At 46.4% G+C, this 14,107-nt stretch carries 15 protein-coding genes; 14 read left to right on the plus strand and 1 reads right to left on the minus strand.

Translation table 11 applies throughout. From position 1 onward, the window contains the following. The first annotated feature begins 35 nt into the window (after positions 1–35). The 14 genes from pyrH to C2745_RS02750 are packed head-to-tail and all read left to right on the plus strand — an operon-like array spanning position 36 to position 13,173. Entirely contained in the window at positions 36–746 is a 711-nt protein-coding gene (pyrH, locus tag C2745_RS02685; RefSeq protein WP_215348702.1) for a UMP kinase, read from the plus strand. A 24-nt stretch (positions 747–770) separates the two neighbouring features. Then, the gene (frr, locus tag C2745_RS02690) at positions 771–1,331 is read left to right on the plus strand and encodes a ribosome recycling factor (RefSeq protein WP_215384851.1); all 561 of its coding nucleotides are present in this window, start codon (positions 771–773) and stop codon (positions 1,329–1,331) included. Between the two features lie 25 nt (positions 1,332–1,356). Further along, a complete protein-coding gene (locus C2745_RS02695) occupies positions 1,357–2,130 on the plus strand; it encodes an isoprenyl transferase (RefSeq protein ID WP_215384853.1) in 774 nt (257 codons plus the stop codon). 28 nt (positions 2,131–2,158) lie between these two features. Next, positions 2,159–2,986 carry a phosphatidate cytidylyltransferase gene (locus C2745_RS02700; protein WP_215384855.1) on the plus strand — a complete coding sequence of 276 codons (828 nt, stop codon included), beginning with the start codon at positions 2,159–2,161 and terminating at the stop codon, positions 2,984–2,986. A gap of 5 nt (positions 2,987–2,991) precedes the next feature. Beyond that, positions 2,992–4,170, plus strand: coding sequence for a 1-deoxy-D-xylulose-5-phosphate reductoisomerase (gene ispC / locus C2745_RS02705; protein ID WP_215385586.1), 1,179 nt, complete (start codon positions 2,992–2,994; stop codon positions 4,168–4,170). Continuing rightward, entirely contained in the window at positions 4,158–5,291 is a 1,134-nt protein-coding gene (locus tag C2745_RS02710) for an RIP metalloprotease (RefSeq protein ID WP_215384857.1), read from the plus strand. The genes ispC and C2745_RS02710 overlap by 13 nt, the downstream gene beginning before the upstream one ends. Continuing rightward, positions 5,288–7,627, plus strand: coding sequence for an outer membrane protein assembly factor BamA (bamA, locus tag C2745_RS02715; RefSeq protein WP_215384859.1), 2,340 nt, complete (start codon positions 5,288–5,290; stop codon positions 7,625–7,627). Before C2745_RS02710 ends, bamA begins: the two co-directional genes overlap by 4 nt. Positions 7,628–7,645: 18 nt before the next feature. Beyond that, positions 7,646–8,173, plus strand: coding sequence for an OmpH family outer membrane protein (locus tag C2745_RS02720; protein WP_215384861.1), 528 nt, complete (start codon positions 7,646–7,648; stop codon positions 8,171–8,173). 5 nt (positions 8,174–8,178) lie between these two features. Beyond that, complete coding sequence (lpxD, locus tag C2745_RS02725; RefSeq protein ID WP_215384863.1) at positions 8,179–9,246, plus strand: UDP-3-O-(3-hydroxymyristoyl)glucosamine N-acyltransferase; 1,068 nt, start codon at positions 8,179–8,181, stop codon at positions 9,244–9,246. A 47-nt stretch (positions 9,247–9,293) separates the two neighbouring features. Beyond that, positions 9,294–9,743, plus strand: a complete 450-nt coding sequence (gene fabZ / locus C2745_RS02730; RefSeq protein WP_215348718.1) for a 3-hydroxyacyl-ACP dehydratase FabZ — start codon at positions 9,294–9,296, stop codon at positions 9,741–9,743. Continuing rightward, the gene (gene lpxA, locus C2745_RS02735) at positions 9,743–10,540 is read left to right on the plus strand and encodes an acyl-ACP--UDP-N-acetylglucosamine O-acyltransferase (RefSeq protein WP_215384865.1); all 798 of its coding nucleotides are present in this window, start codon (positions 9,743–9,745) and stop codon (positions 10,538–10,540) included. Before fabZ ends, lpxA begins: the two co-directional genes overlap by 1 nt. Beyond that, complete coding sequence (lpxB, locus tag C2745_RS02740; protein ID WP_215384867.1) at positions 10,500–11,756, plus strand: lipid-A-disaccharide synthase; 1,257 nt, start codon at positions 10,500–10,502, stop codon at positions 11,754–11,756. Before lpxA ends, lpxB begins: the two co-directional genes overlap by 41 nt. Further along, a complete protein-coding gene (gene rnhB, locus C2745_RS02745; RefSeq protein WP_215384869.1) occupies positions 11,753–12,346 on the plus strand; it encodes a ribonuclease HII in 594 nt (197 codons plus the stop codon). Before lpxB ends, rnhB begins: the two co-directional genes overlap by 4 nt. A gap of 2 nt (positions 12,347–12,348) precedes the next feature. Beyond that, entirely contained in the window at positions 12,349–13,173 is an 825-nt protein-coding gene (locus C2745_RS02750; RefSeq protein ID WP_215384871.1) for an RNA methyltransferase, read from the plus strand. 18 nt (positions 13,174–13,191) lie between these two features. On the opposite strand, the gene C2745_RS02755 is transcribed toward C2745_RS02750, so the two are convergent. Then, entirely contained in the window at positions 13,192–14,019 is an 828-nt protein-coding gene (locus C2745_RS02755) for a pyruvate, water dikinase regulatory protein (protein ID WP_215384873.1), read from the minus strand. Positions 14,020–14,107 lie beyond the last annotated feature (88 nt).

Raw genomic sequence — 14,107 nt, forward strand, 5'->3', positions numbered from 1 at the left:
GTTAATTACTTGGCAAATTACGGAAAATAAAAAACATGCCAGCCTACAAACGAGTCCTCCTAAAACTATCTGGTGAAGCCCTTATGGGTGACGATGCTTTCGGCATCAATCCAGTCACTATTGATTCCATGGTCAAGGAAATTGCCGAAGTGGTGAATAGCGGGGTAGAGCTAGCGATCGTGATTGGTGGTGGAAATATTTTCCGCGGTGTTGCAGGTGGTGCCGCCGGTATGGATCGTGCAACTGCTGATTACATGGGTATGTTGGCAACTATGATGAATTCCTTGGCGCTGCAAGATGCGTTGCGTCAAAAAGGTGTTGAGGCGCGCGTGCAGTCCGCTCTTCGCATGGATCAAGTCGTTGAACCGTATATTCGTCCGCGCGCTATTCGTGCAATGGGTGAGGGTAAGGTAGTTATCTTCGCTGCTGGCACTGGAAACCCATTCTTTACTACCGACACGGCAGCCGCTCTGCGCGGTGCTGAGATGGGTGTTGAGGTAATGCTCAAAGCAACTAAAGTTGATGGCATCTATAGTGCCGATCCAGTGAAGGATCCAACAGCTACTTTATATAAAACGATTACGTTTGACGAAGCTTTAATCAAAAATCTACAAGTCATGGATGCAACTGCATTTGCGTTGTGCCGTGACCGCAAATTACCAATCAAAGTATTTTCGATTCTCAAGCCAGGCGCATTAATGCGTGTAGTGCAAGGTGAATCTGAAGGTACTTTGGTGCACGTTTAAGGTACATGTTTAATAGGGGGCCTGATGTCTGCAGCAGAAATTAAAACCAATACCAATCAAAAGATGGAAAAGTCTCTCGAGGCTTTGAAGACCAATTTGGCGAAGATTCGCTCTGGTCGTGCCAACCCAGGAATTCTGGAGCACATTCATGTGGATTACTACGGTAACCCAACTCCGCTGAGCCAAGTTGCCAGCTTGGGCCTGGCTGATGCCCGCACCATCAATGTTCAACCGTTTGAAAAGACGATGGTTGCAGCAGTTGAGAAGGCAATTCGTGATTCTGACTTGGGTTTAAATCCTGCGTCACAAGGCACCGTGATTCGCGTACCAATGCCGGCTTTGACCGAGGAGCGTCGTCGCGAACTCACTAAAGTCGTTAAGAGCGAAGGCGAAGATACGAAGATTGCTGTGCGTAATTTACGTCGTGATGCTAATGAGCACCTTAAGCGCTTAACGAAAGATAAAGAAATCTCTGAAGATGATGAACGTCGTGCAACTGACGACATTCAGAAGATGACTGATAAAGCAGTGGTAGATATCGACAAGATCATTGCTGAAAAAGAAAAAGAGATCATGACGGTTTAATACCCGATTGAATTTTCAGTTTCTGATGACCAAACACTCCAGTTCAACCTTAGCCATTCCAGAGGCAAGTGCCATACCTCGCCATGTGGCAATCATCATGGATGGCAATGGACGTTGGGCAAGCAAGCGCATGATGCCTCGTGTCGCGGGGCACTCAGAAGGCTTGGGAGCTGTTCGAAAAATTGTTCAAGAATGTCGCAAGCTTGGTGTTGAGTACTTAACGGTATTTGCTTTTAGTTCTGAGAACTGGCGTCGCCCACCTGAAGAGGTGGGTTTCTTGATGAAGTTATTTTTGAAGTCTTTAAAAGGCGAAGTTTCGCGCCTTGCTGAAAACGATATTGCTTTGCGCTTGATTGGCGATTTAAGTCGCTTTGACAGTGCGATTCAAGAGATGGTCGAGTTTTCTGAGAAAAAGACCGCTGGCTGTAAAGGCTTGACCTTTACCATTGCCGCAAACTACGGTGGTCGCTGGGATATTTTGCAGGCGATGCGTCAATGCTTGACGGCAAATCCAAATTTAAAGCCAGAGCAAGTTACCGAAGAATTGCTGCAGCCTCATCTGTCAATGTCTTATGCTCCAGAGCCGGATTTATTTATTCGTACGGGTGGGGAGCAGCGCGTGAGCAATTTCTTGTTATGGCAGCTGGCCTATACAGAGTTGTATTTCACCGATGTTTTGTGGCCTGATTTCGATGAGGTCGAATTACACAAGGCGTTTGACTGGTTCAGTCAGCGCGAGCGCCGTTTTGGCCGTACCAGTGCTCAGCTTGCCTCGCAAGTGATGAGCGATGCAGTTTGATGTAGTTCGTTATTAAGCCTATCCCCCCATGCTAAAAACCCGAATCATTACCGCCTTAGTTCTTATGGCGGTGTTGTTGCCGATCTTATTTTTATTGCCCGCAATTTATGTCGGTGCATTTTTTCTCATTGCTTTGTTGGCAGCTGCTTGGGAATGGAGTCGTTTATTAAATCCTGGGGCAGAGCGCGCAGCATGGTTATACGCACTACTATGTCTGCTGACTATTCTATTTTTACTGGGCATGCAAAACGCCGATTGGCAGCTTGCCTTGTTGCTCTTGGCTGTGATCTTCTGGTTCTTTATTGCGCCCTTTATCTTGGCAAAAGGGATGAATCTGTCTTTGCAAAAGTTACGACCTTTTTATGTGGTGCTCGGATTAATTTTGCTTCCAGCCACATGGTTTGCTCTAGTATTTTTGCGCGAACTAGGACTTATCTTTTTATTAAGCAGCATGGCCTTAGTTTGGGTAGCAGATATTGGCGCCTACTTTGTTGGCAAGGCTATTGGCAAGCACAAGCTCGCCGTACAAATTAGCCCAGGTAAGTCGATTGAGGGTGCAATTGGTGGTTTAGTGCTTTGTTATGTTTACGCATTCTTATGTGTTTATTTCTTGCCTTTTGAATCTACCTTGTTTGGTGCTTGGGCCATTCGTTTTGGTTGGGTAGCTATGTTCTTGATGGTTACTGTGCTAACGGCGTTCAGCATTTTTGGTGATTTATTTGAATCCCAACTCAAGCGTTTGGCAGGGGTAAAAGACAGTAGCAATTTATTGCCAGGCCACGGCGGCGTATTAGATCGTGTGGATGCTTTGATACCAGCAATGCCTATTGCAGCCTTATTAGCAGGATTGGTGTAATGGCTGTGAAGCAAGTTGCCATCCTCGGATCTACTGGTTCCATTGGAATGAACACCTTGGATGTCATTCGCAATCATCCAGATCGCTTTAAGGTTGTTGCATTAACTGCTGGTAAGCAGATCGAGAAATTAGCAGAGCAGTGCGCCGAATTTAAACCTGCTATCGCGGTTGTCTCGGACGTCAATGGTGCCGCTAGCCTGAGTAAGTTATTGCTCGATAAGCAAATCAAAACGCAAGTGCTATATGGGCCAGCGGCATTGGTTGCTGCTGTCACCGAATCGAACTGTGACACCGTCATGGCAGCCATAGTCGGCGCGGCCGGATTGGTGCCAGCACTGGCGGCTGCAAAAGCTGGCAAAAGAGTATTGCTTGCCAACAAAGAAGCCTTAGTGATGTCTGGTGATTTATTCATGCAGGCAATGAAGCAGGGTGGCGGCGAACTGTTGCCGATTGATAGTGAGCACAATGCAATCTTTCAGTGCTTGCCAAATCAATTTACTAAAAACCCTAATCCAAGTTTGGGTGTTGAAGAGCTTTGGTTAACGGCTTCTGGCGGACCATTCAGAAATACTCCACTTGAACAATTGGCAGACATTACTCCGGAGCAAGCATGCGCACATCCCAATTGGGTGATGGGTCGCAAGATCTCGGTTGATTCAGCGACCATGATGAATAAAGGTCTTGAGGTGATTGAGGCATTCTGGTTGTTTGGTTTGCCATTGGAAAAAATTAAAGTCTTAATACATCCACAAAGCGTAGTGCACTCAATGGTGCGCTATCGCGACGGTTCTGTACTTGCGCAATTGGGTCAGCCCGATATGCGAACACCAATCGCTTATGGTCTTGCATGGCCAGAGCGCATTGAGGCTGGTGTAGCGCCATTGAGTTTGACTCAGTTAGCTGCTTTGAGTTTCTCTGAGCCTGACTTAGCGCGCTTTCCCTGTTTGTCTTTAGCATTTTCTGCAGCAAAAGCGGGTGGCATTGCGCCTACCGTTTTAAATGCCGCTAACGAAGTGGCTGTCGCTGCATTTTTGGATGAAGGCTTACCTTATCTTCGCATCCCTGAGGTAGTGGAAAAGACTTTGAGCGCAATCTCAGCTGCAAATGCAGACTCCCTGGAGTTTATTTTGGAAGTTGATGCTCGTGCAAGAAAGCTTGCCAAGGAATTTATTTGCAAGCATTGATTACACTTGCCGCTTTTATTGTCACGCTTGGATTGCTAGTGAGCTTTCATGAGTTCGGACATTTTTTGGCGGCACGTTGCTGCGGAGTGCGTGTTTTAAGATTTGCAGTTGGATTTGGGAAGCCGATCTTTACTTATCACGCTAGCAATAAAACAGAGTGGGTGCTGGCCTCCATTCCACTAGGCGGCTATGTCAAACTTTTAGATGGGCGTGATGCTCAGCAAAAAATTACTCCAGAAGAAGAATCACAATCCTTTGATAAAAAACCACTGTGGCAGCGCTCCCTGATTGTTGCCGCAGGCCCGTTCGCCAATTTTTTTCTGGCGGTCATTCTGTTTGCAATGATTTATATATCCGGTGCCCCCCAGTTACCTGCTGTTTTGCAGGCTCCCCCAGAAAGCTCGGTTGCCGCTAAGTTGGGATTGGCTGAGGGGGATAGGGTGATTGGGTGGCAAAAACTGAGTGCTGATACTGAATCTGCGCACTTTTCTGGTGAATTTGAGCCTGTTCCCAGTTGGAATGCCTTGCGTTGGTTGCTAATGGACGCGGTCACAGGTGGGGATGGATTTTCATTGGAAATTCAGACTCCAACTGGCGGTCGACATACAAAAGTCTTTTTGACGGCTGAATTGCCTAGATTGACCCCGGAAAAAGACCCTCTAATGGGGCTTGGAGTTTTACCCAAGGCAACCCCATTATCAGACTGGCAGATGCTGCAGCTGGGCCCAATTGAGGCCCTATCCTATGCCTCACAAAGGGTATGGCTTATTTCTAAAGTTTCCACAAGGTTAATGCTGGGAATATTGACTGGGGAAACCTCGGTAAAGCAGTTAGGCGGCCCCCTCAGTATTGCGGAGATGGCCGGCAAGACTGCTCAAGTGGGCTGGCAGCCATTTTTAGCCTTTTTGGCACTTATGAGTATTAGCATTGGACTACTCAATTTAGCCCCTTTCCCGATGTTAGATGGGGGTCAGCTCCTGTATGATGCATGGGAGTTAGTCGCTGGTAAGCGGATTCCGATTTCCATGCAAGAGCAGCTCCAGAAAGTGGGCTTCTTATTGCTGATTTCCCTGTCGCTGCTGGCCTTGTTTAACGATTTACAACGCTATTTTTCGCCTTGAATTTTCTGACCTCTCCTTTGCGTATTTCTGCCCGTTTCATCATTCAACTGGTATTGCTGGTTGCTGTTGGCTTTAGCTCGAACGTTTATTCGGCAGATTCTTTTGTTGTGAAAGATATTCGCGTAGAGGGGCTGCAGCGAGTTGAGCCGGGCACTGTATTTAGTTATCTATCTGTTCAAGTTGGTGAGACTTTTACCGAAGAGAAGGGTGCTGAGGCAATTAAGTCTTTATATAGCACTGGATTCTTTAGAGACGTTCAGATTCAGGCGCAAGGTAGCGTATTGATTGTGATTGTTGAAGAGCGGCCTACGATATCTAGAATTGAATTTACAGGGATGAAAGAATTTGACCCTGAGATTGTTCGCAAATCTTTGAAAACAGTTGGCGTTGCTGAAGCGCGTTTCTATGACAAGGCCTTGATTGATAAGGCTGAGCAAGAATTGAAGCGCCAGTATGTAGGCAAGGGTATGTTTGCTGCTGAAGTGGTGGCAACGGTTACTCCAGTTGAGCGTAACCAGGTGGCGATTTATTTCAATATCGACGAAGGTCCTGTTGCCAAGATTCAGGAAATTAATTTTATTGGCAATGAAGTCTTTAGTGAAAGCACTCTTAAGGGTGAAATGCAGCTCAAAACGGGCGGCTGGTTATCTTGGTATAGCAAAGACAATTTATATTCAAAACAAAAATTAACAGCCGACTTAGAGACAATTCGCTCTTACTATCTGAATCGTGGCTATCTTGAGTTTGTGATTGAATCTACTCAAGTTTCTATTACGCCAGACAAGAAGGGCATCTACCTTACTGTCAGTATTCGCGAAGGACAAAAATTCACAGTTAAAGAAGTGCGTTTAGCTGGCGAAACTTTGGGCAAAGAAGCCGAGTTAATGCAGTTGATCACCCTTAAGCCTGGCGATACTTTTTCATCAGCCCGCCTAACGGAGAGCACAAAGGCTATTGCCGAGATATTGGGTTCTTATGGCTATGCGTTTGCAACTATCAATCCTCAGCCTGACATTCGTAGAGATGTGGCTGAAGTAGATTTAACTTTAGTTGTGGATCCTGGCCGTCGTATCTATGTACGACAAGTGGCGATCAACGGAAATGCGAAAACCCGAGATATGGTGATTCGTCGTGAGATGCGTCAGTTTGAGAGCTCTTGGTTTGACAGTGAAAAGATCGATTTATCCAAAAAACGTTTAGGTCGCTTGGGTTACTTCACTGAAACAGACATCACTACAGAAGATGTTCCTGGATCACCCGATCAGGTTGATGTGAACGTAAAAGTTACTGAAAAGCCGACTGGCGCAGTCACTATTGGTGCAGGCTTTTCTTCTACTGAAAAATTGATCTTGTCGGCAGGTGTCAATCAAGATAATGCATTCGGTACGGGCACTGCAGTTGGCCTCAATGCCTCCCTGGGTAAGATCACCCAAAATCTGACGCTCTCTAATTACGATCCATACTTCACAGAAGATGGCATTAGTCGATATACCGATTTGTACTACCGATCATCTAAGCCGCTTTACTACGTTGGCGATCCTGACTACCAAATTAAATCTGTTGGTTCAAATATCAAGTTTGGTGTTCCTTATACCGAAGTAGACCGTGTTTTCTTTGGTACTGGTATTGAGGTGTTTAGTATTTATGCAACTACCAACACACCGATCCCTTATCAAAACTATGTAACCAGTTTTGGTGGCACGGTACCTGGTCGCCTGCAAACCTATAACGTACCTTTAACTGTTGGTTGGGCTCGCGATGGTCGCGACAGTACATTGATACCTTCCGAAGGTTCTTTGCAGCAACTATCTGGCGAGGTTGGAACTCCTGTGGGTGATCTGACTTTTTATCGTTTGTATGGCCAGTACCAGAAATATCACTCCTTCTCCAAAGGAAATATTTTGTCCTTTAATGGTGAGGTGGGTTATGGTGAGGCATATGGTTCCAAGCCGTTCCCTATTACTAAGAATTACTATGTGGGCGGTATCGGTTCTGTACGCGGCTATGCGCCTGGATCCCTTGGACCTCAGTACTACAACACTGTTATTGGCGCGTATCAACCAACTGGCGGCCAGTCCAAGATCGTGAGTAACGTTGAGTACACCTTCCCCGTTCCAGGTTCTGGCGTTGATAAAACCTTACGCCTGTTTACCTTCGTCGACGGTGGTAATGCATTCGGAGAAAATATCAATCTGGTCTTAAAATATTCCTATGGATTGGGTTTATCATGGATATCACCCCTGGGGCCTTTGAAGTTTAGTTACGGTATACCGTATAAAGCTCAGCCAACGGATAATATTCAGCGTTTGCAGTTCCAAGTGGGTACAGCGTTCTAATTGTTTAAGGAAAGTTTTATGAAGCTTTGTCAATCTTCAAAATGGATTCAAATTGGCGTTATTGCCGCTGTTTCGGCAATTGCTATGCCTCAGACATTTGCGCAAGATGCAGGGACTCGAGTTGCTGTTGTGAACTCAGAAAAAGTATTTAACGAATCTAATTTGGCTAAAGCGATGCAGACTCGCTTGCAAAATGAATTTACTAAGCGCCAGAATGATTTGCGCGACAGCGCTCAAAAAATTAAATCTGCCGCAGAAAAGCTTGATCGTGATGCTGCTGTAATGAACGAAGCAGATCGCATTCGTCGTCAACGTGAATTAGCTGATCAAGATCGCGAATTGCAACGCAAGCAACGTGAATTTACTGAAGATCTCAATCAACGTACATTCGAAGAGCGTGCAAAAATTGCTGAGAAAGCTAATTCAGTTCTCAAGCAAATCGCCGAACAGCGCAAAATTGATGTGATTGTTCAAGAGGCTGCTTACGTAAGTCCAAAGTCTGATATCACTGATGATGTTATCAAGGCTTTAAATAGCCAGAAATAAGTTTTATGCCTACCGCCATCGAGCTGGCCGAACAGTTTCAAGCAAGCTTGGTGGGGGAGGCATCCCTCAGTTTTGTTGGTTTAGCTCCGCTAGAGCGAGCTCAATCCAATCAAATCTCTTTCCTTTCAAATCCTTTGTATCGACAGCAGGCTAGCGATAGTTCTGCCGGTGCTTTGATCGTTAGTAAATCAGATTTGGAGTTTTTGCAGGCAAACCCAAGCGCTCATTCGGCTAAGCGTGTTTACTTTGTTGCAAAAAATCCGTATGCATCTTTTGCCAGAATGGCGCAACACTTTGCTAAGGCTAGTGCGCCACTTTATGCTCCCGGTATTCACCCGAGTGCTGCAATCGACGCGAGCGCAATCGTTCCTGCTTCATGCCATATTGGCCCCTTCGTGCAGATTGGTCCGGGGGTGAAATTGGGAGAGCGAGTTTCGGTGCTTGGAAATACAACTATTGCTAGAGATGCAGTTGTCTCAAGCGATACATTGATCTATCCATCCGCCTCTATTTATCATGGCACCCAAATTGGTGAGCGCTGCATTGTTCATAGTGGTGCGGTCATTGGTGCTGATGGCTTTGGCTTTGCTCCAGATTTTTCCGCAACCGGTGGTGAGTGGGTCAAGATTCCGCAAACAGGTCGAGTGGTGATTGGCGATGATGTAGAAATTGGTGCTTCTACAACGATTGATCGTGGAGCGATGAGTGATACGGTAATTGGGGCTGGCACAAAGATTGACAATCAAGTGCAGATTGCGCATAACGTCATTATTGGTAATTGCTGTGTGATCGCGGGATGTGCTGCTATTTCTGGAAGTACCAAGATTGGTAACTTCTGCATTATTGGTGGCGCAGCAAATTTTGCAGGCCACCTCACCATTGCCGATAGAACAACGGTTTCAGGCAATACATCGATCATTCGTTCCATCACTGAGCCAGGACAGCACTTTACGGGTGTATATCCATCCATGCTCCATAGTGCTTGGGAGAAAAATGCGGCCATTTTGCGGGGCCTAGATAAAATACGTCAACGTCTACGTTTGCTGGATAAAAACAAAAATACAGAGGCATAAAGCTCTGTAGTATCTAAAATTACTATTAACTTTTGAGCGGGTCATATATGAGCACACCAATTGCAATCGATATCAACAAGATTCTAAAGTTGCTGCCACATCGCTACCCATTTTTATTGGTGGATCGCGTATTGGAGATCAGCCCACGCGAGAGTATTACCGCATTAAAGAATGTGACGATGAATGAGCCATTCTTTCAAGGGCACTTTCCAGATTTTCCGGTGATGCCTGGGGTGCTGATTATTGAAGCCTTGGCTCAAACAGCTGCTTTGTTGACTTTCTCAGAAGAGCGTGCGGAAGATGCAATCTATTACTTTGCGGGAATTGACGGTGCTCGTTTTAAAAAGCCAGTTTTGCCTGGCGATCAGTTAATCATGACTGCCAAGTTAGAGCGTGGTCGTGCCGGCATTTATAAATTTGCAGTACAGGCTACTGTCGATGGAGAAATTGCTGCTGAAGCGAATATTACTTGTGCGGTACGTACGAAAGGCGCGTAATGACAAGGATTCATGCATCTGCTGTCGTAGATAGCAAGGCCGAACTAGCTAGTGATGTTGAGATTGGCCCGTATTCTGTTATTGGTCCTAACGTCAAAATTGGCGCCGGTACAAAAGTAGGGTCTCATACCGTGATTGAGGGCTGCACCACAATCGGTAAAGAGAATAATTTTGCGCACTTTGCAGCGATTGGCGGAGCTCCGCAGGATATGAAGTACCGCGGTGAGCCAACCCAATTAATCATTGGTGATCGCAACACGATTCGTGAGTTCACTACGATTCACACGGGCACTTCTCAAGATTTGGGTATTACCCGGATTGGTAATGACAATTGGATCATGGCCTATGTCCATATCGCTCATGATTGCCAGGTTGGTAACCATACGATTTTTTCGAGCAATGCACAGATCGCTGGCCATGTTCAGGTTGATGATTGGGCCATTATGGGTGGCATGTCGGGCGTACATCAATTTGTTCGTATTGGTCAGCACGCCATGTTGGGCGGTGCCTCTGCTTTAGTACAAGATATCCCGCCATTTGTTATTGCGGCTGGGGATAAAGCTTCTCCTCATGGCATCAACGTTGAGGGTTTAAAGCGTCGCGGTTTCTCAAGCGAAACGATTTCTGCATTGCGTCAGGCCTATAAAGTTTTGTATAAGGATGGCCTGAGCTTTGAGGAAGCAAAAGTCGAGATTCAAAAGATGGTTTCCGCTCATTCGGCAGATGCTGCTACTGCTGAAAAGTTAGCGCAATTCCATGACTTTATTGCCGCCTCAACCCGCGGCATCATTCGGTAACGGAACTACTTTGCCAAAGTTAGCTTGTGTAGCAGGTGAACCTTCTGGTGATCTACTCGCTGCGCCAGTGCTCAGTGCATTAAATCAAATACCGGATATGGCCGGTCTTGAGGTTTATGGTATCGGTGGCCCCCGCATGCAGGCTGAGGGAATGCGCTCTGACTGGCCAATGGAAACCTTGAGTGTTCGTGGTTATGTTGAGGCTATTAAACAGCTTCCAGCTATTTTGAAGTTACGCAAAGAGTTGGTTCAAAACCTACTCAATGAAGGCCGTCCAGATGTCTACTTAGGTATTGATGCGCCTGATTTTAATTTAGGCGTTGAGTTGGAGTTGCGTAAGGCAGGCGTTCCAACCCTGCATTTTGTATCGCCTTCAATCTGGGCTTGGCGAGCAGGACGAATTAAGAAGATCTCACAAGCAGTGGAACGCATGCTTTGCATCTTCCCTTTTGAGACTGAGATTTATGACCGTGCTGGTGTTGCCTCAACTTATGTGGGTCACCCGTTAGCGAGTGAAATACCTTCTGAGCCTGATATGCAGGGGGCCAGACAAAAGATTGCTAAAGCGCTGCGCAAAGAAAGTGATTCCCTTGATGGAGTTGTTATTGCTGTTCTTCCTGGCAGTCGTGGGTCGGAGATTGAGCTGATTGCACCAGTTTTTTTTGAAACGATGTTGCTATTGACAGAAAGATATCAGGGGCAAAAGCTTCATTTCTTAGTTCCAGTAGCTACGCCACGTTTGCGCGAGCCTCTTGAACAACTTTTGCTAAAGACAAAGAATTTGAATGCAGATATTCAGATTCATTTGCTCGATGGTATGGCTGATGAAGTACTCGAGGCATCCGATGTGGTGCTCATTGCCAGTGGTACCGCAACATTGCAGGCGGCGTTATGGAAAAAGCCCATGGTAATTTCTTATAAGGTGCCTTGGTTGACTGCCCAAATCATGAAACGGCAAGGCTATCTACCCTACGTGGGTTTGCCAAATATTTTATGCGGTGAGTTTGTTGTGCCAGAACTTCTACAAGATGATGCTACACCAGAAAAATTAGCTAATGCTGTACAAGCTTGGTTGGAAAATCCGACAAAGGTTGCTCAGCTAAAAGAGCGTTTTACCCAGATGCATGAAACGCTTCGTCGCCCTACCGGTTTATTGGTTGCGCAAGCAGTCGCTCAGACAATTGACAACGCTCGAAATAAGCGAGTCAGCTCATGAGCTTCATTTGGGTCTGCGGTGTTGATGAGGCAGGGCGGGGACCATTGGTTGGTGCGGTTGTTGCTGGCGCTGTAGTGCTAGATCCCAGCAATCCCATTGAGGGCCTCAAAGATTCAAAGAAATTGACTGCCGCACGCCGCGAATATCTCTATGAGCAAATCATACAAAAGGCAAAGGCTTGGGGCGTTGGTGAAGCCAGCCCGGCGGAGATTGATCAGATCAATATCTTGCAGGCCACTATGTTGGCAATGCGTCGCGCCATTGAGGACTTATCAATTCGTTTGGGCGCTTGGCCCGAGAAAGCCTTGATAGATGGCAATCGCTGTCCCGAGTTGCCGATCCCTGCAGAGGCAATTGTGAAAGGTGATTCTAAAGAACCTGCAATTTCTGCGGCATCGATAGTTGCCAAGGTAACGCGTGATCATCAAATGATGGCACTACACGAGCGTCATCCAGAATATGGGTTTGCGCAACATATGGGCTATCCAACTGAGGCACATTTTGCAGCGCTCAAGCAGTACGGCGCATGCGATCAACATAGACGAAGTTTTTCTCCGGTGCGTAAAGTGCTTGAATCGACTACAGGTTAAGAATGGGCTTTGACATCATCTCCTCAAAAGAGAATCCTTTATTTAAAGAGGTTCGTCTTTTACAAGCTACAGGCTCTAAAGGGCAGAAGGCTAGACTTGCAAGTGGCCAGGCGTTGCTGGAAGGCATCCACCTGGTACAAACCTGGGTGGGCGACCCCAGCTTAAAGACATTACTCACTTCAGAAGTTGGTCTTCATAATGCAGAAATTTCTGAAGCGGTCTACTCCCATATTGAAATCTGTCCTGACACCAAGGTATATCAGTTGGATAGTGCGCTCTGGGATCTGTTGAGTGACTTAGTGAATGCGCCGCACATCGCTGGTTTGCTCGAATTGCCCAAGTCCACCCTCACTCCACCACAATCTATTGCCACTTTAGACGGGGATGTCGTAATTTTGGATCGCGTGCAAGATGCAGGTAACGTGGGATCCATATTGCGTACTGCGGCAGCAGCAGGCTTTACAAAAGTGATCGCCTTATCAGGATGTGCGCATCTTTGGTCTACCAAAGTATTGCGGGCTGGCATGGGCGCTCATCGTTTGCTCGACTTATACGAAGGCTGGACAAATCAACAGGTATTGAGTGCCGTCACTGCGCCTTTAATGGCGGCCACAGCGGACGCCGAGCAAGACCTCTTCTCGCTAAAGAAGGAGTTGTTGCATCCGGTTGCTTGGGTGATGGGTAGTGAAGGGCAGGGAGTATCCGACGATTTATTGGTTCAAGCCAAAGGTGTGTCCATTCCAATTGATCCACGCGTGGAATCACTCAATGTATCTACAGCAGCAGCAGTTTGCCTATTTGAAACCCTAAGAGTCAGACGTAGTTAGGCAATCACTGCAAGCCTTTTAGCCCAGTATTGTTTTATCTGACTTGATTGCCTGCAGCACCGTAGTGGCGATCTCTTCAATCGACTTGCTGGTTGTGAGCACCCAGGGAATAGACTGCTTTTTCATCATCGCCGTCGCTTCATTAATTTCATAACGGCAGTTTTCTAATTTTGCGTAATTGCTACCTGGTCTACGTTCATTGCGTATCTCGGACAAGCGTTCAGCATCAATCATCAAACCAAAAATCTTTTGGCGATAAGGGACTAAGTCCTTGGGTAACTGCCCACGTTCAAAGTCTTCTGGAATCAAGGGATAGTTTGCAGCCTTTAATCCATACTGCATTGCAAGATACAAACTCGTTGGTGTTTTTCCAACACGTGAAATGCCTATCAAGATGACATCTGCTTCTGCCAAGTTTTGATTAGACTGGCCATCATCGTGCGCTAAGGAGTAATTAATTGCTTCAATACGATTCTTATAGGCCTCGGTATCCGCATTGTGGTGAAGGCGGTTCATGGCGTGGGTAGATTTCATGCCCAAAGCTGCCTCTAGTGGCGCCACAAAAGTTTGGAACATATCTAGGATCAGGCCATTCGCCTTACCAACGATCGTATTGAGCTCTGAATTCACCAAAGTGGTGAAAACAATGGGCTGAACCCCGTATTTATTGAATGCCTGGTTAATACTGCTAACAGCTTCATGGGCTTTATCAACGCTATCCACAAAAGGGATGCGAATGTGCTTAAAAGTGGCCTCAAATTGGGCCAAAATCGACTGGCTGAAGTTCTCGGCGGTAATGCCGGTGCCGTCAGAGACGATAAAAACAATACGGGTTTCGTTGGACATGGATTTGGCTCAAAAGTCAGGGTCAGCACTACAATAGAATCATATTAAAGCATGGCCCATTTAGAGTGCCCGCTACACCAGTTTCCTT

This window comes from Polynucleobacter sp. AP-Kolm-20A-A1 (genome assembly GCF_018688315.1).
Taxonomy (GTDB): Bacteria; Pseudomonadota; Gammaproteobacteria; order Burkholderiales; family Burkholderiaceae; genus Polynucleobacter.